14 protein-coding genes are annotated in these 18,783 nt (G+C 40.9%); 10 read left to right on the forward strand and 4 right to left on the reverse strand.

Translation table 11 applies throughout. From position 1 onward, the window contains the following. The first annotated feature begins 198 nt into the window (after positions 1 to 198). Positions 199 to 549: a single-stranded DNA-binding protein gene (locus BUB19_RS10480; protein WP_073094485.1), complete on the forward strand. Its 351-nt coding sequence runs from the start codon at positions 199 to 201 to the stop codon at positions 547 to 549. Positions 550 to 728: 179 nt separating this feature from the next. On the opposite strand, the gene BUB19_RS10485 is transcribed toward BUB19_RS10480, so the two are convergent. Then, positions 729 to 1,715, reverse strand: a complete 987-nt coding sequence (locus BUB19_RS10485) for an aldo/keto reductase (protein ID WP_073094486.1) — start codon at positions 1,713 to 1,715, stop codon at positions 729 to 731. Between the two features lie 176 nt (positions 1,716 to 1,891). Here BUB19_RS10485 and BUB19_RS10490 point away from each other — a divergent pair, with 176 nt between their 5' ends. Next, positions 1,892 to 2,188, forward strand: coding sequence for a Dabb family protein (locus BUB19_RS10490; protein WP_084097203.1), 297 nt, complete (start codon positions 1,892 to 1,894; stop codon positions 2,186 to 2,188). Positions 2,189 to 2,233: 45 nt separating this feature from the next. Here the strand turns inward: BUB19_RS10490 and hslV are convergent, their stop codons facing one another. Continuing rightward, complete coding sequence (hslV, locus tag BUB19_RS10495; RefSeq protein ID WP_073094488.1) at positions 2,234 to 2,776, reverse strand: ATP-dependent protease subunit HslV; 543 nt, start codon at positions 2,774 to 2,776, stop codon at positions 2,234 to 2,236. Positions 2,777 to 2,869: 93 nt separating this feature from the next. Continuing rightward, on the reverse strand, positions 2,870 to 4,540 hold the full coding sequence (locus BUB19_RS10500; protein WP_073094489.1) for a pyruvate dehydrogenase complex dihydrolipoamide acetyltransferase: 1,671 nt from the start codon (positions 4,538 to 4,540) through the stop codon (positions 2,870 to 2,872). Between the two features lie 122 nt (positions 4,541 to 4,662). Here BUB19_RS10500 and BUB19_RS10505 point away from each other — a divergent pair, with 122 nt between their 5' ends. The 8 genes from BUB19_RS10505 (at position 4,663) to BUB19_RS10540 (ending at position 15,768) form a co-directional block, all read left to right on the forward strand. After that, positions 4,663 to 5,631 (forward strand): YheT family hydrolase, encoded by a 969-nt coding sequence (locus BUB19_RS10505; protein WP_073094490.1) that lies wholly within the window; start codon positions 4,663 to 4,665, stop codon positions 5,629 to 5,631. Positions 5,632 to 5,667: 36 nt separating this feature from the next. Continuing rightward, on the forward strand, positions 5,668 to 6,366 hold the full coding sequence (locus BUB19_RS10510) for an SOS response-associated peptidase (RefSeq protein ID WP_073094491.1): 699 nt from the start codon (positions 5,668 to 5,670) through the stop codon (positions 6,364 to 6,366). Continuing rightward, positions 6,366 to 7,268, forward strand: coding sequence for an MBL fold metallo-hydrolase (locus BUB19_RS10515; protein WP_073094492.1), 903 nt, complete (start codon positions 6,366 to 6,368; stop codon positions 7,266 to 7,268). Before BUB19_RS10510 ends, BUB19_RS10515 begins: the two co-directional genes overlap by 1 nt. 650 nt (positions 7,269 to 7,918) lie before the next feature. Continuing rightward, complete coding sequence (locus BUB19_RS10520; protein ID WP_073094493.1) at positions 7,919 to 10,264, forward strand: GumC family protein; 2,346 nt, start codon at positions 7,919 to 7,921, stop codon at positions 10,262 to 10,264. 528 nt (positions 10,265 to 10,792) lie between these two features. Next, on the forward strand, positions 10,793 to 12,100 hold the full coding sequence (locus tag BUB19_RS10525; protein ID WP_073094494.1) for a hypothetical protein: 1,308 nt from the start codon (positions 10,793 to 10,795) through the stop codon (positions 12,098 to 12,100). A 249-nt stretch (positions 12,101 to 12,349) separates the two neighbouring features. Then, complete coding sequence (locus BUB19_RS10530) at positions 12,350 to 13,360, forward strand: Gfo/Idh/MocA family protein (protein ID WP_073094495.1); 1,011 nt, start codon at positions 12,350 to 12,352, stop codon at positions 13,358 to 13,360. A 6-nt stretch (positions 13,361 to 13,366) separates the two neighbouring features. Beyond that, the gene (locus tag BUB19_RS10535; protein WP_073094496.1) at positions 13,367 to 14,257 is read left to right on the forward strand and encodes a hypothetical protein; all 891 of its coding nucleotides are present in this window, start codon (positions 13,367 to 13,369) and stop codon (positions 14,255 to 14,257) included. Between the two features lie 539 nt (positions 14,258 to 14,796). Further along, positions 14,797 to 15,768, forward strand: a complete 972-nt coding sequence (locus tag BUB19_RS10540; RefSeq protein ID WP_073094497.1) for a beta-1,6-N-acetylglucosaminyltransferase — start codon at positions 14,797 to 14,799, stop codon at positions 15,766 to 15,768. Positions 15,769 to 15,810: 42 nt separating this feature from the next. Here BUB19_RS10540 and BUB19_RS10545 read toward each other — a convergent pair whose 3' ends face one another. Continuing rightward, on the reverse strand, positions 15,811 to 18,393 hold the full coding sequence (locus tag BUB19_RS10545) for a malectin domain-containing carbohydrate-binding protein (RefSeq protein WP_178371476.1): 2,583 nt from the start codon (positions 18,391 to 18,393) through the stop codon (positions 15,811 to 15,813). Positions 18,394 to 18,783 lie beyond the last annotated feature (390 nt).

Consider the following 18,783-nt stretch of genomic DNA (forward strand, 5'->3'; position numbering starts at 1 on the left):
TCCTTTTGAATGGAAAATTTAGCATAATATATATAAAAAAAGCTATTTAACAAACAATCATAGCCGTTTGAAAACGTTTACAAACATTTACAAACGGTTTTAAACGAAAAAAAACCGGATAAATTTTCTGCCTCCCCCCAACTTTGTCACATTCCAATTCGGAAAACATTTACATCTTTCACTTAAACGATTATAGTCATGAACGCTATCAAAAACAAAGTACAACTGATTGGCAGATTGGGAGCAAAAGCCGAATTCAAAACTGTAAATGGCAACACGCCCATGGTACGGTTAAACCTGGCAACCAATGAGGCCTACAAAAATGGCAAAGGTGAGAAAGTTGAGGAAACCTACTGGCACAGTATTGTGGCTTTTGGAAAACCCGCAGAAATCATCCATAAGTACACTGACAAGGGATCTGAGATCTGCATTCAGGGTAAACTGGTGAGCAGGTCCTATGAAACCAAAGAAGGGGTCAAAAAGTATGTTACCGAGGTTCAGGTAAATGAAGTTTTACTCATGGGCGATAAATCGGCTGTAAAGGCCTGAAAAAACACTGACTTTTTAAGACTTATTGTTTGAATAATGCTTGACTTTTGAAAATACATCCGGTGGAGTTTGGGTGGCTCCACCGGTTTTTTTCTTTTTTGTAAGTATCCAATGCCGGGCTCCCTGAGCGGAGGTAGATTGAAATATAAAATGAAAAAGCTGCGATGAAAGCGTTTTGTTTACCATTGCGCGTGAATTTCAGCTCTAAAATACCTATCATAAATCCCCTGCACTTCTTCCATTTCCCTCTCCGTAAAAGGAGCTATCGATGCCGCCTCCACATTGGCCCTTACCTGCCCGGGGTTTGAGGCCCCCGGTATTACCGTAGCTACCTCCTCATGCATGAGAATCCACCGGATGGCAATCGCTGCCAGGGGAGCACGGGACCCAAACAAGGTTTTTAACTCTTCAACGGCAGCAATTCCCTTGTTCAAGTCAATACCTGAGAACGTTTCTCCTTTATCAAAGGCTTCACCGTTTCTGTTGAAATTTCTGTGGTCTTCGGGATGGAAAGTGGTATTGCGATCGATTTTCCCTGCCAGTAGTCCACTCGCCAGAGGTACCCGGGCGATGATCCCGCAGTTTTTTTGCACTGCATAAGGAAAAAATTCTTCTGAGGGTTTCAGACGAAACATATTGAAAATGATTTGCACCGTCATCACATTCTCATAATCAAGCGCCATCATTGCTTCCTGCACTTTCTCCACACTCACGCCCATATTTTTGATTTTTCCTTCCTTTTTAAGGTCATCAAAGAGCCCGAAGATCTCAGGTCTGCCATATACCTCGGTGGGAGGACAATGAAGCTGGATCAAATCAATCGAATCCACCTTTAGGTTTCTGAGACTGGATTCTACAAATCTCCGCAATGCCTTCGGTGTGTAGCCATCAGCCGTATGTGGCTGAATCTGACGACCACATTTGGTAGCCACAAAAACCTCGTCTTTTCTCTTTCGAACTATATTCCCTACGGCCTCCTCACTCAAGCCGGCATCGTACACATCGGCCGTATCGATAAAATTAATCCCCTGGTCGATCGCTTCATGGATAATCCGGCTGGCTACTTTTTGGTCGAAAGTGCCTCCCCATCCGCCGCCGACCTGCCAGGTACCCAATGATACCTCTGATATATTTAATCCCGTTTTCCCAAGTTTTCTGTACTTCATTTTTTAATGGGTTCTTATTAATTTCTTAAACTATAAATTTATACCTTTATCACTTAAAACATTGTTAACCTAAATGACATGAAATGCCCAATAGAAGAAAATTCATGGCTGTGCTGACTACTTTGGGCCTTGGCGCATTTATTTCAAATCAAATCCACGCTAAAACTAACGCAAACATGATTGTACATCAAGTATTTTTCTGGTTAAATGATCCGGACAGTGATCTCAAGACGGTGATGGACGGCTGCAGAAAAATCGCCCAAACCAAAAGTGTGAAAGATTTCAAAATTGGTGTTCCGGCCGGCACCAGCCGAAGGGAAGTTGTTGACCACAGTTTTCACATTTCACTGACAGTATACTTCGACAGCATTGCTGACCACGATCTTTACCAGTCCGACCCGGTGCATCTGCAATTTGTAGCAGACCACAAAGACAAATGGTCAGAGGTGAAGGTGTATGACTTTGAGGTATAAGTGATACAGGCCTTCAAACGAGTGATTTTGAAGGCCTCCCCTCCTTTATTCTGCAACACTTTCGATAATCAGGTTATGGTTGGTATAGATACAGATATCAGCTGCAATACTCAGGCTCTCCCTGACCATGTCCTCTGCACTGAGCTGCGGAGCGTATTTTTTAAGCGCCCTTGCTGCTGACTGAGCATACATGCTTCCGGAACCGATAGTGGCTATACCCAGATCAGGTTCAATTACATCTCCCGTACCAGAAATAATGAGCACATCCGTAGCATCGGCAATGATCATCATGGCTTCCAGTTTGCTCAGCATCCTGTCTGTTCGCCATTCTTTGGCCAGTTCGACTGCCGCCCTTTTCATGTTATTGCTGTATTTGCCCAATTTCTCTTCAAACTTTTCCAATAAGGTAAAAGCATCGGCAGTAGAACCCGCAAAGCCGGTAACAATTTTACCCTCCTGTAGTTTCCTGATCTTATTCACGCTGCTCTTGGCAATGGTATTGCCCAATGTAGCCTGACCGTCTGCTCCGATCGCCACTTTCCCCTCATGCCGGATTGCTACTACTGTAGTTGATTTAAGTTTGTCCATACTTTTTTTAATCCCAATCTCTTCAATAATTGTACTAAAAAGCAAAAAGTCCCACTTTGAGGACTTTTTGACATTTATATTGCTTTACTACTGTCAGATAAGGATCCTGACAGGATCTTCGAGAAGCTGTTTTACGGTTTGCAGAAATGCCGACCCTATGGCACCATCCACTACCCGGTGATCGCAGGAGAGGGTTACTTTCATCAGATTTCCGATCTTGATCTCACCATCCTTCACCACAGGGGCCTGTTTGATACCACCTATGGCCAGAATACAAGCGTCCGGTGGATTGATGATGGCTGTAAACTCTTCGATACCAAACATCCCCAAATTGGATACGGTAAAGGTATTTCCTTCCCAATCTTTTGGCTGAAGCTCCTTATTCTTGGCCTTTCCTGCCAGTGACTTGGCTTCCTGGGATATCTGCGACAAACTCTTGCTATCAGCAAACCGGATCACAGGCACCAGAAGGCCCTCATCCACAGCTACCGCCATTCCTATATGCACATGATCGTTATATCTGATTTTATCACCCATCCAGGCTGAATTTACCTTCGGATGTTGCTTCAGGGACGCAGCCACTGCTTTGATGACCATGTCATTGAAGGAAATCTTCACTGGCGCCACTTCATTCATACTCTTTCTGGCTTCAATCGCCTTGTCCATGTTGATCTCCATGGTAAGGTAGAAATGTGGTGCAGTAAACTTACTTTCAGCAAGCCGCTTTGCGATCACCTTTCTCATTTGCGAAACTTTTGTTTCACTGAAAGACTCCTGACCTACGGCAGGACTTCCGCCAATCGCCCCCGAAGATTTATCAGCCGCAGAAACTTTTGACGGATCAAAATTTTCGATGTCTTTTTTAATGATTCTGCCTCCATCTCCGGAACCATTAACCAAAGAAATGTCAATCCCTTTGTCTCTGGCCATTTTCTTTGCCAAAGGAGATGCTTTTATCCTGCCATTACTACTTTTGGAGGATGCACTCTTTTGCTCTACTTCCTGCTGAGGCGATTCTTTTTTCTCTGAACTCGTTTCCTTTGGTTCATCTTCCGTTTTCTCGCTTGCTGTATCCTTTGCCGAGGTGGACTCTTGCTTGTGCGCTTCCAGTAACTTTTCGTAGTCGGCTCCTTTCTCTCCAATAATGGCAATGACCCCATTTACTTCTACAGATTCCCCTTCCTTCACACCTATATATAACAGCGTGCCATCTTCATATGACTCCAGCTCCATCGTGGCCTTATCCGTTTCCACCTCGGCCAGCACATCTCCCGACTTCACCTCATCTCCCTCTTTTTTGAGCCAGCCCGCAATGGTACCTTCCTGCATGGTATCACTCATTTTGGGCATGGTGATCAGGGTAGCATTGATATCAGAAGTATCGATCTTTTCGCTTTTATTCTCAGCTTTAGAATCGGACTCCTCTTCCTTTTCTGCAGACTCTTTTTCTTTGGGGGCTTCATCTTTAGCAGATGACCCGTCTCCACCGGACTTAATTTCCTTGAGCAAGTCATCAATGTCCTCCCCTTTTTCACCCAAAATCGCAATGACACCGTTTACTGGCACCGCGTCTTTTTCATCTACACCGATATGCAGCAGCACGCCTTCATCGTAGGACTCCAGCTCCATAGTGGCTTTATCCGTCTCCACCTCTGCTAGAATATCACCGGGCTTTACTTCATCTCCTACCTTTTTCAACCATTGCGCGATTACCCCTTCTTCCATGGTGTCGCTCATTTTGGGCATTCGTATTATTTCGGCCATAAGTTTCTTTATTCGAATTCGTGTTTTCAGCAATCCAAAAATAGTTCTTAAAATATGTTTATTCAAATTTAATAATAGTATTTTCACGTAAGAAAGGAATCTGAAATGCATGTATCTGTAAAATGCCCCTGGTAAAAAAATCGAATTACGATCCCCACCTGCTCCTAAGGAATGGTCACATGCAGACAGTCTTCCCCGCAATATTCAGGGCTAAGCACCGCTTAAGGTTTGAAAGAGAAAGAATTAACACCATAGACGGAGATTTTCTTGATTTGGATTGGTTGAAACAGGGCTGCAGGGACCTGATCATCATCAGCCACGGATTGGAAGGAAATAGCCGCAGGCCCTACATGACTGGCATGGCGCAATTTTTTTTTGAAAACGGCTATGATGTATTGAACTGGAACTACAGAGGTTGCAGCGGGGAACCCAACAGAAAACCCATTTTTTACCATTCTGGTGCTACCTATGATTTGAATGAGATCCTGTCGCATGCGGCGGCAAAGTATAGGGACATTTATCTGATTGGTTTTAGCCTGGGAGGCAACCTTACCCTCAAATACCTAGGAGAACGCAAATGGCCTCTGGCAACCCGGGTAAAAAAAGCGGTAGCAATCTCCGTTCCGCTGGATCTGAGTGCCTCATGCGACCGGATTGACCAGCGGAGCAATAGGCTATACGCATTTAATTTCCTACGCTCTTTGAAAGAAAAAATACGAAAAAAGTCCATGTCTTTCCCGGAAATTACCCGGAATATTCGCCTGGAATCCATTTCCACATTACGGGGATTTGATGATGCTTTCACAGCCCCTTTGCATGGTTTTGACAATGCGGAAGACTATTATGAAAAAAATTCTTCGCTGTATTTTCTGGCGGGGATGGATACACCCTGCCTCATCCTCAATGCGCTGAATGATCCATTTCTAAGCCCTTCCTGCTACCCACGGGATATGGGAATACGCTCAGAAAAACTCTATATGGAATTTCCCGGTCAGGGCGGCCATGTAGGTTTCAGCCCCAGGGCTAGAACGAAACGATACTGGTCTGAATTAAGGGCTTTCGAATTTATACAAAACGAAAATTATCTTTAAATTACATTCCTGCAGCAAGTAGAAATCAGAATATATATGTGTGGAAGATACTCACTAGCGAAGACAAAAACAGAACTGGAAGAAAGGTTTGGCGCTGAGATGCTAGAATCCTTTGCCCCCCGATACAATATTGCACCTTCACAACTGGTCCCGGTGATCACCAATGAAAGCCCCAGAGGGTTTTCCCATTTTTATTGGGGTATCACGCCAGCATTTGCGAAAAATAAGCCAGTGGCCAACAAGCTTATCAATGCCAGGGCTGAAACCGTTACGGAAAAAGTCACTTTCAGCAATGCATTCAAACGAAACCGCTGCCTCGTGCCTGCTGACGGTTTTTTTGAATGGAAAAAAATCGGAAAAAAAACCAAGGTCCCCTATCGCTTTGTACTTCATGGTGAATCTCTTTTTTCCATGGCAGGAATCTGGGAAGAGTATGAAACAGAACAGGGAGAAACGGCCCATACCTTTTTAATTTTGACCACCTCACCCAATGCTATCAGTGCTGAAATACATGACCGTATGCCGGTCATTCTTAAGAAAGAAAATGAGGCCAAATGGCTGGCAATGGATACACCAGAGAGGGAATTGCTGGAAATGCTGCAACCATATCCAGACGAAGAAATGACAAAATATACTGTATCGCCCATGGTCAATCAGGTGGCCAATGACAGTGCCTTTGTCATCCGCAAGACGCTACCTATGGATCAATTCGGAAACTACACTTTATTCGGCTAATGTACCATATCAATATTCTAGACCTTCATTTTAAAGGAGCAAAAAAGGTCATTGCAAGCTTCCTGATTTCACATGGAGACACTCATGTCTTGATCGAAACAGGCCCTGAAAGCACCTGGAATAGCCTGACAATTGCCCTTGGCAAGCATGGGTTGAAACCAGGTGATATCGACGCGGTACTGCTGTCGCATATCCATTTTGATCATGCGGGCGCAGCCTGGAAACTTGCCGAAGCAGGTGCCCGGATATTGGTGCATCCGCTTGGGATACCCCACCTGTCAAAACCAGAACGACTGTGGCAATCCGCAGCCAGGATCTACGGGGAAGCGAATATGGAGCAGCTCTGGGGTAAAATGAATGGTATAGCAGCAAACAAATTGGTAGCTACTTCACATCAAGAAAAGGTTTGTATAGGTGAGTTGACCTTTTCTGCCTTGCACACTCCCGGTCATGCCAGCCATCACATTGCCTGGCAGTTAGGTCAAAACATTTTTACGGGCGATGTGGGAGGAGTCAAAATTTCCGGGGGGCCTGTGGTCCCTCCATGCCCTCCGCCCGATATTCATCTGGAAGACTGGAAAAAATCCATCAGGCTCCTGATGGACCGGAAACCTGAAAAGCTCTACCTGACCCATTTTGGAGAAATAGCTCATCCAGTCGAACATTTTCAGATGCTGGAAAAAATGTTGGACGATTGGGCTTCCTGGATGAAAGTACATTATGAGCAGGAAACACCAATCGATGAAGTCAAACGCGCATTTATGGCTTACACCGCCCGTCAGATGGAAAAACAGGGAGCAGACGAAAACCTACAAGCATTGTACGAATATGCCAATCCCAGTTGGATGTCTGTGAGCGGGCTGATTCGGTACTGGAAACTGAAAGAAAAAAATTATATATAAATATTCATATTTTTTATTATTTTATTATTTTTTAAATTTATTTTTAATTCTAATTTTATATGAATGAATATTTTATCGAAATTTAAACCCGCGGGTTCATCGTTTTTTAATGTATTACACCATTTTTAACATAAACTTAAAATACCTTAAAAAAATATTTTAGATTTATTTTATTTTACTAAAAAATCAAATCATAAAATAAAACAATTTTTGTCTCGATATTTTTAAAATTTTTCAATTTTACCTAATTAATTGTTTACCCGCTTATTCACGCTTTCCCTATTTTAAATTATTCGAGATGAAAAGAATGATTAAAATCACTCAAATATCAGGAAAAAATCTTTTTAAATAATGAAATTTCTTTTTACATTTGTAAAAATGTATTTTGAACCATTAAAAATGATTGTAGTAAAATATTGACACAGCAGCAACGTCAAAATGACGCAGGACAATATTTGACTATTTAAATATTATATTTGATATATCGAATATAATATATTTTTAACTAGTTAGCATTTTTCTCATAGAAATGGGAAAATTTTTACCGGGAAATCCAGTTCTCAATCACTCACATGTGATTGACGTGACGAAGTTTTGACCAAACAGGAATCAAGTATTCATTTTTGTAACCCAGTAAATTTCATAAAATCATGGACCTTAAAGATTTATTGAATCAGGAAATAGACTTGAGAAAATCAAGTAATGTCCCACTTGCATTTTATATCAAAAAATACCTGAGATATTGGTATCTGTTTTTGGGCGGCGTTTTACTTCTATGCGGTGCAGCGCTGGCGTATATTTATTATACTCCGGAACAGTACGAAATTACTTCAACCCTAATGATTAATACCAATTCGGAGGCCAGACGAAGCTTTTCAAACAATACAGTTCTGGATGATCTGGAGGGGTATCAAACCGCCAATATTGTCGAGAATGAGGTGGAGATATTGACATCCGTTTCGCTAATCAAAAAAACGTTAGAGAACCTGGGCCTGCACAATACCTTCTATGTAGCGGATGGATTCAAGAGGTTTAAAGAAATATATGGGGACGAAGTTCCGGTAACCATCCGATATAATAAGATTAATGAACCGTCCTCGGATTTTTCCGAAATGGCAAAACTTGAAATACTTGATAACCAGACCTTTGAGTTAGAGATGGAGGATGGCATCAAAACCTTGCACAACTTTGGTGATCAGATAAGCAATTTATATGGAGAGTATAGCATCCATTTAAAAGAAAATCTGCAAGGTCTTTATCCCAAACGCCTTTCTTTTACCTATAACAACATGCAGGAGATGGCTTTTTCCTACCGAGAAGCTATTAATGTAGAACCTACCAACAAGCTCTCAACTGTAATCTCCCTTAGCTTACTGTCTTCTGTCCCTGAAAAAGGAAAGCAAATCTTGAAAGCATTGGTTGATGTCTACAATACTGAAGCCCTAAAAAACGTCAATTCCACAGCAGCAAACACCCTTGCTTTTATTGATGAGCAAATGGAAAAACTCACGACCGAACTTGCAGAAATAGAGAAAGCTGTTGAAACCTACAAAAACGAAAATGCCATTTCTGACCTGAGTGCAGAATCTCAACTATACCTGCAAAACACCGGGATCACCAAGCAAAAGTTAGCAGAATATGATATCAACTTTCAGGTGTTGAATAATCTGGAAGAAAATTTAACCAACAATACCAATTTGTCCGACATGGTGCAAGGGTCCTTATTGATAGAGGACGAAACCCTGACTGATTTGGTCAAGAAATACAATGAGTCGCAGCGCCAACGCCAACGTCTCTTAAATGGGACAACATCAGATAATCCATTGATAAAAAACCTTAATGAGCAATTATTGAACCTGAAATCCAACTTGATAGAAAATATCCGAAGCAGTAAAAAAAGCATTCAGGTCGCTAAAGAGAGTCTCCAGCAAAATGCTGCCACAATCGAGGAACGAGCCAACCGGGTACCCCACATAGAACGTGAGCTATTGAACATTACCAGGCAGCAAGCGATCAAACAGGAAAACTATCAGTACTTAATGCAGAAAAGAGAAGAGTCAATTCTTTCGCTGGCAGCTACCTCAGTATCAAATGCCCGCGTCATAGATCCTCCAATTGCTGGTCCCTACCCGGCACGACCTATGAAAAAATTGATGATGATTTTTGCATTTTTTATGGGATTGGGCATTCCGTTCGCGTTGATTTACGCAAATGACTACTTTTTTGGAACAATAGGCTTAAAAAATGAAGTGGAAGCACTGAGCAAAGTCCCGATAATGGGAGAATTATCTCATGAAAACCAAAAAGCTATTTATCTGGGAACTCCCCAGTACAAATCGCTTTCAGGGGAGCAATTGAACCTGATATGGACAAATATGAAATTTGCATCCATGCAAAAATCAAATCAGGTAATTCTAACTACTTCCAGCATTGGCGGTGAAGGAAAGACCTTCTTCAGTATAAATTTGGCCCGGACAATCGGCTTATCAGGAAAAAAAACCGTGATTCTGGAATTTGACCTCAGAAAACCATCGGTCTTCCAGCAACTTGGTGTGAAAACCAACAAACCTGGAATATGCGAATACTTAACGAATGAAGCTTATACTACGAGGGACATACTTCATTTGTCGGAAGAAAATCCAAATATTTTCCTGATAGGTGCTGGTAAATTATCTGACAACCCACTGCAAGTCATGAACAGCCCGAGATTAGCGGAGCTATTCGTTGAATTAAGGGGAAAATTCGATCATATCATCATTGATAGTGCTCCCATCGGCTTGGTAGCAGATGCCTTTTCGCTTTCTCCGTTTGTAGACATGCTTGCCTATGTCGTCAGGTATTATTACACCAAAACAAATCATTTGAAGTTAATCAACGAGATTGAAGAGAAAGGTAAATTTTCTAATCCGGTTTTGATCCTGAATGGTGCCAAATCTGAACACAGTTACGGACACGGATATGGATATTATTACGATCAGAAAACCGCAAAAACTTAAATGGTTCCTGGGGAGAATAATTTTAAGGAACAAAAGTAAGTTCCCGTTTGTCGTTGCAATAGTATAGATATAGGTGCCACAACACAGTCTATTCGAAGTGAGTTTCCCTACAGAAGTTACAGGTTAAAAAGCCCAACATAAGATCGGTGTTAACTTCCCTACTAAAATTACTTAATCAATTGACAGAATGGAAAAACCCTTCTCTATAAAAAGATAAATATTCTATGAATGAAAAATATCCATTCTTCCTTGTTGAGTACTAAAACCACATAACACCTTGTAAAACGAAGGCAAGTATACATTTTCGCTAACACCCGGCATTAATTTTATTCTTAATATGTACTCAAGAATCAGCGCATTTATAAACACGAACATAAAGTTTTAGGATGGATTTAGTTGTTGTTTTCCTTACTTTATAATATTGCAGTGCAGGATCAATTTCCTTATTGAACAGTCATCTACTGAATCACTGGTATTTTTTTGGAGGAAAGAATCCCTTTTTAAGAGTCGAATAATTTCGAGAAATAAATGAAAGAAAAAATAACAATCGTATATATTATTCTTCTGGTGATCATCAGCCTCAATTTTTTTGATGCCACTTTCCTCAATCCTACCCTGGTAAACTATTTGGATTTCATTGCAGTAATGGGAACAGTACTTGTATCTGCCAGATACATGTTTGATCGAAAAGGAGGCCTTGTATTACCAGTACAGATTATCGCTCTATCCATCGTTTTCTCGATGGTCATGGCTTATTATTCTTGGGGTCAGGGATTTAAAGATAGCATGGTTGAGACCTACCAATACATGCTTTGGTTTTTATTTTTTCTGTTGCTCCATTTAAAAACCCCGATTCGTTCAATCGAAAAAATAATACTTGCTTACGGACTATTGTATGCGGTGCTATATTTTTTTCAATATTTGAACGCTCACACGGTCTTTTTTGGGAAGCCCATTTCAGGTGAAGAATTCACAGAAGAAAGAGGGGCGATCCGCATCATTTTCCCTGGTGCAGGAATCTTTATCCTTTCTGTTTTTATCGCAATTACAAAATTATCAACTAATGACCGAAACAAGTGGTGGTATTTAGGCTTGGCTACATTGGGATTAGTTATACCGGTTATGCAGGTAACCAGGCAATTTATAGTGGGGGTACTTCTAATCTACTTTTACCATTTTGTTAGAAACCAGACCATTTTGAAAAAAGCCTTGATCCTTGGAAGTTTTGCCGCCGGAATGATCCTCTTGGCAAATTCCGATATTCCTATGGTCAGAGGCGTTGTAGAAGCTCAGCAACGGGATGCAAAATTGGGAAAAGATTACATTAGGGTTAAAGCTGGCGAGTATTTCCTTACTGATTTCTCCCCAAATACACTCAGTCAAATTTTCGGAAACGGTTCTCCAAATTGGGGAATTTCTAACTATGGAAAATTCATAGAAAGGCTTAGCAATACTCACGAATATTTCATTTCTGATGTGGGCATTATCGCAGTATATACGATGTTTGGGATTTTCGCGGTTGTAGGTTTTATATCACTGTGGTACAAAAGTTTTGTTCTTACCATTCCACGGCAGTACGCTTACACAAAATATTATTTGTGGTACCTATTAATTACGAGCTTTACTTCCAGTTCGGTTTATCATTACCACTATATTATTGCTACGGTATTTGCACTATATATTTTTCACCGCAGCTTTATGGAAAACAAAAAGTGGACATTCATATCCAAATTATTAGATAGTTTACCTTCCAAATCGGATCGGTTTAAAACGAAAAATTTTACACAAGAAAAAATATACTTTCAGAGCAAGTCACATGACCATTCCCTATCATGAAGATTTCACAGAAAAAAAGGGATAAATGATTAATAGATTTACAGTTATTCGCCTATAGCAAAGTAAATATTTCCAGTAACCAGCCGAATACACCTGAATTACCCGGAAATGAATTGTTATACAAGCAATAGAAGACTAACATTCCTCTCAAAAGTAAAATAGCTTGCGCGCTTAAAAAATCGCACATCCTACCACAAAAAGAAATTAGTGTAGAAAAAAAATAATAACTATTTAACCCGCTAGATAAAAATGGTTCGAACAGGAATAATAGGATTAGGTAAAATGGGTATTTCCCATTGTGCCATACTGGGTGCACACCCGGACGTCAACCTGGTAGCTGTATGTGACAGCTCCTCATTGGTAATCGAGGCCTTTAAGAAGCATTCTCAATTCCAGTGTTTTACGGATTATCGAAAAATGATTTCCGAGATGAATCTGGATGCTATCGTCATTGCATCTCCAACGAAATTTCACGCTGAGATGGTGCACTATGCGCTGGACCATTCCCTACATGTCTTTTGTGAAAAACCATTTGTACTGAATCCAGAAGATGCAGAAATCCTGGCCGAAAAGGCTGAAAAGAAAAATCTGGTCAACCAGGTAGGCTACCATAACCGCTTTCTGGGAACCTTTAATGAGGTAAAAGTACTCCTTCAAATGAATATTTTGGGAGAGCTTTACCATTTCAATGGAGAGTCATACGGCCCGGTGGTAATCCGGGAAAAAGGGAGCACCTGGAGGTCCCAAAAAGGCCAGGGTGGCGGATGTCTGTATGATTATGCGTCTCACACCATAGATCTGATCCATTTTCTTCTGGGCCCGCCAACGGAGGTTGCCGGAACCCAATTAAAGAAAATATTTTCCAATGATGTAGAGGATGCAGTTTATTCCAGCATTACCTTGAATAATGGACTTCGGGGTCAATTGTCGGTAAACTGGAGCGACGAAACACACCGGAAAATGAATACGCAAATAACCATATTGGGTAAAAAAGGAAAAATAATCGCAGACGCCACCGAGGTAAAAATCTTTTTAAAAGAAGCCAATGAGCTTCTGGGTTTACCGAAAGGCTGGACAGTGAAATACCTCACAGAATTGACGCCCAATGTAGATTACTACCTACGGGGTGAAGAATACTCATCCCAGATCGATCATTTTATAAAATGCATAAAAGACCTGAAAACAATCAATAAAAGCTCATTTAGAAGCGCATCATTTACCGACCAACTTATTTCTAAATTAATTTCCGACAATAAATAAGAAAACATGGAAAGAGTACTATTCGGTGATAACCAGTTTTTTGGTGTTAACCACAGTTCAGATGAAAAAGCACGGGCACAAACCATTCGCTTTCAGGAAGACGATGCCATCATGGCAGTATTAGACTCCGCGATTGATGAGGGGATCAACACATTCATGTGTACCACACATGACCGGATCGGCGAAATATGTAACCGAATCAGAGGAAGCGAAAAATACCAAAATTTTAAATTAAACCCTTGCATGCCCTATGCTCACAAATATGCTAATGCTGTAACAGAATTGGGCTATGTGGGAACAATAAAACAATTCGTTCCCGGGAATATCTTCAGCACTTTTGCTAAAGGAGGACTGGCATTTATGAAAAAAGATTTTAACGAGCTTGCAAAATTAATGATTGATGCCGAGATGAAAATGTTTAAAGGCATTAACACGCCGGTAATATGGGTACAAAATGTAATTACCGATTTGTTACTTGGCCTGGGCATGACCGACTTCCTGGTAACCTTCTACAAGCATATCAAAGAAAAGTACCATGCGGAGCCGGGATTCATCACGATGAATTTACCTCTATTACTGGATACTCTGGAGAAAGCAGGAATTGAAAATCCAACTGTTTGCGCCTCCATCAACAAAATTGGCTTCAGAATGTCCGGGGGAATAAAAAGATATGAAGAAGTTATCGCACAAAAAAGATGCAGATTGGTGGCCATGCAGGTTTTGGCAGCCGGTGCCTTGGCTCCCCGGGAAGCATTTGAATACGTTTGCGGGCTGGATGGGGTCGAATCAATTCTTTTTGGTGCATCTTCGAGATCCAATATCCATCAGTCAAAAGTGATGATTGATAGCTTTTCTTCACTGGACCGTACCGTAGAAAGGAAGGTAAATTACGTTTAGATTTAATGCCTGAAAGTTATAAAATACAACATTCTTCCCCATTACCTTTTAAGCCCAAATAACTCTAAAGAAAGGTATAATTCGAGATTGGAATCTGGTAGACTAAGTTCATAGAACATGAAGACAACTGATGTAGGACTGTCCGACAATCAACGTTTTATAGATAGGTTTTACAGCATCGCGGCTGTCTTCTGAACAGGTTTCGGCAATCTGGAAAACAGCTTCTATACATCCCCGGTAGAGGGTTATTCTCAAATACCCTACATACCTGGATTTGCATGTTGGTACACTACGAGAGCTGAGGGGACGATACGATAATAACTACGGGTGCAAACCCATGAGGTAGAAGTAACAATTTGCTCTATCGGTAATATTGTTCCCATTCCGAGCGAGGTTGGTGACAGAACCTATCAAACGAATTTTCTATTCAGAAAATTCTTACTAGAGCGGTAACTCAGGTTTCGGGAATAACGGATCAGGTTTTTATTCCTTCTGGAAATAAATTGCCTTTTTGCTTTTTCACTATTATTTTGACACCTATGATAATTAATTATTTGATACTAGCGCATACCAATCCACTTCAGGTACGGAAATTGATCGCGGCCTTAAATCATACAAACAGCTACTTTTATGTACATGTAGATTTAAAGGCCGAAATTGCTCCTTTTAAGGATGCATTAAAAGATTTTCGTAACCTTTATATCCTGCCCGAGCATCAACGAGAGACTTGCAACTGGGGAGGTATGGGCATTGTTAGAGCAACTTTCACCATGCTCAAACTTGTAGAGGAAAGTCGCAAAAACGGATATGCTGTGCTTCTGAGTGGTCAGGACTATCCGGTCAAATCCAGTGATTATATTAACTCCTATTTTCAAAGCAACCCCGGAAAGGATTTTATTTCCTGGTTTCCATTACCTTCAAACCGTTGGGTTCGGGGAGGTATGGATAGGTTAAACCATTACAAAATAGAATTATCGCAGAATAAGGGTGATTTTGTGCAGCTACCTTCCCTGCATTCCAGGGACTTTTACAGCTTTGACACTCTAAAAAAACTTGTGAAGGTCATTTTCAGAGGAAAAACATCATCCCTTCGTGTATTGTCAAATAAAAAAAGCTTTCCTGATTACCTTAAGCCTAATGGCGGTGATACCTGGTGGGCATTAAATACGGAAACCGTTTCTAAAATTTTGGAATTTGTGCAAAACCATAGCGACTTGATTCAATACATGTCCAATTCCACTCTTCCGGATGAAATATTGTTTCAAAGTCTCGTGCTGGAAATTAATAAGGACCATTTGGACAGCATTCATAATTGCCTAACTTTTGTGAACTGGTCAGGCAGCAGAGATGCCCCATCTCCTCAAACCTTCACTCCAGAGGATCTGCCAAGATTACGGGAGCTGTCTCCCGATTTTTTATTTGCCCGAAAATTCGATATGCAGCTCTATCCCGAACTCCCCGATCGTATTGAAAATGAGGTTTGGCCGGCCTATGTCAAAAAAGAAGTGTAGCCAATTATCCCGGGATAATTGGCTACACATTATTGCCCTAAACTAAGGCATCACCATAAATCGCAGGCGTTCTGCAGAGGTGTCTGTCTTTATCACACTCAAAAGATAAACACCTTCCTTAAATCCGCTTAAAGGTATCAGAAATTGTCCGTTTTGATGTTGAAGATTTAAAGGATCAAGCTGGAACATAAGATTTCCCAAGCTATCATGAACCAAAAATTGTTGAAAATCACCGGAATCTCCCTTGAGATAAATGTGGTCAACGGCGGGATTCGGAAAAAGAGACATAGAAAACTCTGAATTAGGGTTTTCTGTGCTTTCATTCGATTGCGCAGAATCAGTCGCTGTCTGAGCTAGTCTGAGATTGGAGCTGGTTGATGATCTGGTGCCCGAGATCGCCACACCGGATATCGTTGCCCGGTTTGCAAATGCTTGCAATTTGATCTCCAATATTCCATCTTTAACTTCCACTTGCTTAAAAACCAATTCCAGGGGCTGGTTATTATTTTCTAAAAAGAGGTCTAAATTGTTCTTTACTACTTTTCCTTCCAAAGAAATGCTAAACACCCTATTTCCTGCTATTGCTCTTGGACCTCTTTTACCATACCAAAGTTCATTGTGATAGGTTCTGACTTCATAGGTCCCATTTGGCACCGGTATTTTATAAATTAGGGTCAGCCCATGTCGTTCGGATTGAAATAGTGCGTCCTTACTGGCCGAAGCATCAGCATAGGTAGTTTTTGAGTTATAGAAATCAAATGAACCGATTTCTGCTTCAAACTCATTATTCCCGAAGGTTGTAGCCTCAGATGAACCAGCATTAAATGCAATTTGAAAATCGTTTTGCTCAAGGCCCGGTTTGCCACCCTGTGTCTCCTGAGGGAAAACCGATAAAGCTGAAAGTGTCGCTCGGTTTTGTGAGGCAATCATCCGGATGTCCAGCTTGCCGTCAACCACCTTGATATTTTCAAAAACCAGCGTCGTCGGTTTGTTATTGCTTTCCCTGTATAGGTCAAAATTCTCCTTTACATATACTCCTTCCATTTGTATTGAAAACACCCTTCTCCCCGCAGTGGCCGAAGGACCATATCTGCCAAACCATAGTTCATTGTGGTAGGTGACCACCGTATAGGTGCCATTTTCCAAGGGAACATGTAACCTGAGATCATCTGAATTTCTCTCCTGTTGGTAAAGTTTTGTTCCACTTGCATTGATATCACTATATGTATAGGATGTTCCCGAAACCAGATCTAACCCTGCCACAGACCTGTAAACAGCTTCCTCAAAAACGATATCCTCATTGCTCCCAAAACCAAAATGTAGCCCTGACCCCAAGGGAAGTTGTGTGATATCATCTGGATCAGTGTCGGGTTGCTCTACGCTTTCCTCTTCCTTAGCCATTACAATAAGTCTTATTCCCTCGGATTCCTTAGCAGTTCCCTGAGTATCCCATACTTTTGCTTTGATCTGATAAGTACCTGCTGAAAGATTGGAAAGGTTATAGTCATAGGGTGCATCGTTGGCCGTTCCCAGTAAATTACCGTTCCGAAAAAATTCCACCTTATCGATTTCAAGGCGTGGATCGGTCGATACTTTCGCTTCAATTTTCACCGACTCGCCTTCCGTAATAGAGAAATCACTTTGGGGTTTGGTGATAGTGATCTCAGGTTCTAAAAATGGTGCAGGTTCCTTTTCCGGTTCTGGCAGGCCCGGAAGATTAATTGACAGATCATCAACGTATATATTTGACACGCTTGGGAAAGTTTTATCAGCGTAAGCATTGATACTAAACATATTTTGATCTACCTCAGGTCTTAAGGTGTTGATTGACTTGGTATCTATGATCAATTTATCATCTTGCCAGACAAGGATCCTACCTTTGTCACCCCGGTCCTGAATAATTCGCATTTGAATTTTTACCCATTTTTTTACGGGAAGATCCACACCTACGGGAGCTGCCCAGCTTTTACCGGGTTTATTTCCCCAAAATTTCTGAAGATCGGCGAGACTTAAGTAATTGGCTCCGCCAGACCCTGCCCCACCGCGTACATTTAAACCGAGGACAAAATGTGGAGAATTGATCTGGTCCGGCCCTGTGCCAGCACCCCCGGGCGCAAATTTTACACCTTTCGTTTGAATCAGGTTAAACCAACTGTTGTTCCGGTCAAGATCAATCCGATTTGGAAAGTATAAATATTGTGTAAAAATCAAATCTTTGTGATCCCCGATTTCTGACCAGCGAAAATTTCTTGTACCATGTCCTCCACCATTTGTGGTGTTTATGGACATTTTCAACGAACGATTTCCAGACCTCGCCACATCAGAACTCACAGAGCTGTTGCCCCCGTTGCTATTAAACTCTCCTCCGCCTCCATCCTGCGACCATTCCTGCTGGGTACCACTTTCATGTCCCGCACTCCACAATTGCTGTCCCAGGGAATTTGTGGGAACCGTATCCTGATTAAAATAAATTAAACTATGATTATTACCATATTTTAATCTATCTACCATAATATTACTACTATCCACTGCCATAGTAGTAAAGTACATTAAAAAAGCGCAGACAAGCGCTGACATTGTTAGTCCCGTTTGGGTAGCTGTTTTTCCATTTGCTGTTTTGTTCATTTCTATTTTCATTTGATTAGGTATTGTTTAAGCCATAAAAAGGAAATTGATTTATTATTTTTTGCTTTTTGATTTTACAAATAATAGATTATGCATTTAACATACATCGAAATTTATTTCTTATTACTATGGTGTTTTTTAAAATAAACAAAATTTTATTCTAATTGTCAATAATGTGTTGGCAAAATATTCTACACCGAATCATAATTAGGATTTCGGGAATTGGTTGCAAAATGCTTTTTCCGGGCAATGAAACTCAAAAAATAGATTGTAAATAATCTATTTTTAATAATATTTAACCGAGAAATAAATCGGATCCAAAATAGGCTTCGGGTGATTAACACTGCTTTGGCAACCGGTGAAGTTCATATTCAATGCCAAAATTGACTT

The sequence above is a fragment of the Cyclobacterium lianum genome (genome assembly GCF_900143075.1).
GTDB classification, from domain to species: domain Bacteria; phylum Bacteroidota; class Bacteroidia; order Cytophagales; family Cyclobacteriaceae; genus Cyclobacterium; species Cyclobacterium lianum.